Raw genomic sequence first — 2900 nt, forward strand, 5'->3', positions numbered from 1 at the left:
CCGCTGTTCGGCGTCCTGCTCGCCGACTTCTACCTGGTGCGCAAGCAGAAGATCGTCGTCGACGATCTCTTCACGATGTCGAAGACGGCCAATTACTGGTACAAGGGCGGCTACAACCCGGCCGCCGTGGCAGCGACGGTGGTCGGCGCGCTGCTGGCCGTGATCCCGGTGCTGCTCGGGGGCATGGTGTTCGGCATGGCGGGCGCATCGCAGTACAGCTGGTTCATCGGCTGCGGGGTGGCCTTCGGCCTGTACTACCTGTTGGCCACCCGCGGGCCGTGGCGGATGCCAGCTCTGCGGGTCGAGCCGGCCTGATCAGCCGGGGCGCCTGCGCGTGTGACATTCCAGTTGTGACATGTCAGGTTCTATATTCGAGCGGTGAGCCTTCGCTTCGCCGCCCTCGGACTTCTCGCCCAGCACCCTGGCAGTGGCTATGACCTGCTGCGCCGTTTCGAGAAGTCAATGGCGAACGTGTGGCCGGCGACCCAGAGCCAGCTGTACGGCGAGCTCAACAAGCTCGCCACGGATGGGTTCATCGAGGTCTCCGACGTCGGCCCCCGCGGCCGCAAGGAGTATCGGGTCACCGCCGCAGGCCGGGCCGAACTCATCCGGTGGCTGACCACCCCTGGCGACGACCCACCCTTTCGCAGCGCGTCCCTGCTGCGCGTCTTTCTGCTCGGCGAATTACGTCCTGAACAGGCGCGCGAGCACATCGTGTCCATCGCGGCCGAAGCCGATGCCGAACTCGTCCGGCTGCAGGCGCTGCGGGATTCGCTGCAGCCGTGGAGTGATGCCGACGCCGCGTTCTACGGCCTCGCGGCTCTCGACTACGGGCTTCGCATCGCGGCCATGGAAGGCGATTGGGCTCGTGCCCAGGTCAAGGCCATCGACAGGAAGCGGAAGGACTGACCGAGTAGTACCAATGGTTGCATCGCGATAGTTTCCGATATATCGTCAACGTATCGGAGACGCATTCGGCGTTTCCTGGCTAAGGAGACACACACCATGAACACCCCATTCACACCCCCCGGCGGCCCCTTCGAGGGTCGTCCCCACGGCGGCCCCTTCGGTTTCGGGTTCTCACCCGTCGACCGTCGCGCCATCCACGAACAGCGGCGTGCCGCCCGACGCGAATTCCGCGACGCCATCCACGAGCACACCTCGGGCGGCGACGGTCCGTTCGACGGCGGTTTTCGCGGCGGTTTCGGACCCGGCTTCGGCCGTGGCTTCGGCGGCCCCGGATTCGGCCCCGGCTTCGGCGGCCCCGGCTTCGGTCGAGGCGGACGCGGCCCACGTGGCGGCGGCCGCGGCCGTGGCCGCGGTAGGCGCGGAGATGTCCGCGCCGCCATTCTGACGCTGCTCGCCGAGCGGCCGATGCACGGCTACGAAATGATCCAGGAGATCGCCGAGCGCAGCCAGGACCTGTGGAAGCCAAGCCCCGGCTCGGTGTACCCGACCCTTCAGCTGCTCGTCGACGAGGACCTGATCGCGGGCACCGAGAGCGACGGCAACAAGAAGCTGTTCGAGCTCACCGAAGCAGGCCGCGCCGTCGCCGAGAAGATCGAGACCCCGCCGTGGGAGGAGATCACCGAAGGTGCCGATCCCGGCCATGCCAACCTGCGCAGCGCGGTCGGCCAGCTCATGGGAGCGGTCGCGCAGTCCGCGCACGCCGCATCGGCTGAACAGCAGCAGCGCATCGTCGACATCGTCAACAACGCCCGCCGCGAGATCTACGGCATCCTCGGCGAGTCCGAGTAATCGAGCCAACCGGAAGGGGCGCATTCGGATGGAATGCGCCCCTTTCGCGGTTGGATGAAGACATGACTTCATCCATCCCGCCATCCCGCCCAATATCCATCCCGCCATCCCGCCCAACATTCCAACTGGGCAAGTTCACCGTCAATCGCGTCGGCTTCGGCGCCATGCAACTGCCCGGACCTGGCGTCTTCGGACCGCCGCGCGATCACGATCAGGCGATCGCGGTATTGAAGCGTGCCGTCGAGTTGGGGGTCAACCACATCGACACCGCCCAGTTCTACGGCCCGGACGTCGCCAACGAACTGATCCGCGAGGCGTTGCACCCGTATTCCGACGGGTTGGCGCTGGTCAGCAAGGTCGGCGCCCGCCGCGATGCGAAGGGCAACTGGGTACCGGCGGCGCAGCCCGACGACTTGCGCGCCGACATCGAGGTGAACCTGCGCGAGCTTGGCGTCGATCAGCTCGCCGCGGTCAACCTTCGCATCCACGGTGACGACCCGAACTCCGCTGCCGACGTCGACCGCGCCCTGTTCGATCGGCAGCTCACCGCCATGATCACCGCCCGCGACGAGGGACTCATCGGCGGCATCGGCCTGTCCAGCATCACCGTCGAGCACCTGCAGATCGCGTTGGACCGCACCGAGATCGTGACGGTGCAGAACGCCTACAACTTGGTCGACCGGACGTCACAGCCAGTTCTCGACCTGTGCACCGAACGCGGAATCTCGTTCGTGCCGTTCTTCCCGCTGGGCTCCGCCTTCAACGCCGACAACCCGGTCCTTGGCAACCCAGCGGTCAAGCAGGCAGCTGCCACCCTCGGGCACACCCCCGCACAGGTCGCCCTCGCGTGGACCCTTGCGATCGCCCCCAACGTGCTGCTCATTCCCGGCACCTCGTCGGTCGCGCACCTCGAGGAGAACCTCGCCGTCGCGGACATCGAACTCCCGGCCGACGTCGTCGCGGCGATTGGTTGACCGCATGAACCGCATCGACGCCATGCCGCGCGGTGGGCCCGACGCGTCCTGTCTCGACCGGCTACTGCAGACCGATAGGCAGGAGTATCTCGACCGCGACGACGTCGCCCCCGAGATCAAGCGCTCCGTCGTCAACGCACTCGATCGCACCGGCGACTGGTTCGGCAA

4 protein-coding genes and 1 pseudogene are annotated in these 2900 nt (G+C 66.9%); all 5 read left to right on the forward strand.

Features of this window, described 5'->3' with window-relative positions; translation table 11 throughout:
• Positions 1–315 (forward strand): cytosine permease (locus QOD90_RS31270; RefSeq protein WP_526356456.1); only part of this gene is annotated, 315 nt, incomplete at its 5' end.
• 63 nt (positions 316–378) lie between these two features.
• Positions 379–909: a PadR family transcriptional regulator gene (locus QOD90_RS31275; RefSeq protein WP_526356458.1), complete on the forward strand. Its 531-nt coding sequence runs from the start codon at positions 379–381 to the stop codon at positions 907–909.
• Between the two features lie 96 nt (positions 910–1005).
• Complete coding sequence (locus QOD90_RS31280; RefSeq protein ID WP_526356459.1) at positions 1006–1758, forward strand: PadR family transcriptional regulator; 753 nt, start codon at positions 1006–1008, stop codon at positions 1756–1758.
• 62 nt (positions 1759–1820) lie between these two features.
• Positions 1821–2732 (forward strand): aldo/keto reductase, encoded by a 912-nt coding sequence (locus tag QOD90_RS31285; protein ID WP_526356461.1) that lies wholly within the window; start codon positions 1821–1823, stop codon positions 2730–2732.
• Between the two features lie 4 nt (positions 2733–2736).
• Positions 2737–2900, forward strand: a pseudogene (locus QOD90_RS31290) (methyltransferase type 11); the annotation flags it as partial.

Source organism: Mycobacterium sp. (genome assembly GCF_032161845.1).
Lineage (GTDB): Bacteria > Actinomycetota > Actinomycetes > Mycobacteriales > Mycobacteriaceae > Mycobacterium.

Excerpts from the sequence above, each read along its gene's own strand:
- QOD90_RS31280 (WP_526356459.1), top strand. The coding sequence starts at position 1,006 with ATGAACACCCCATTCACACCCCCCGGCGGCCCCTTCGAGGGTCGTCCC.
- QOD90_RS31285 (WP_526356461.1), top strand. The coding sequence starts at position 1,821 with ATGACTTCATCCATCCCGCCATCCCGCCCAATATCCATCCCGCCATCC.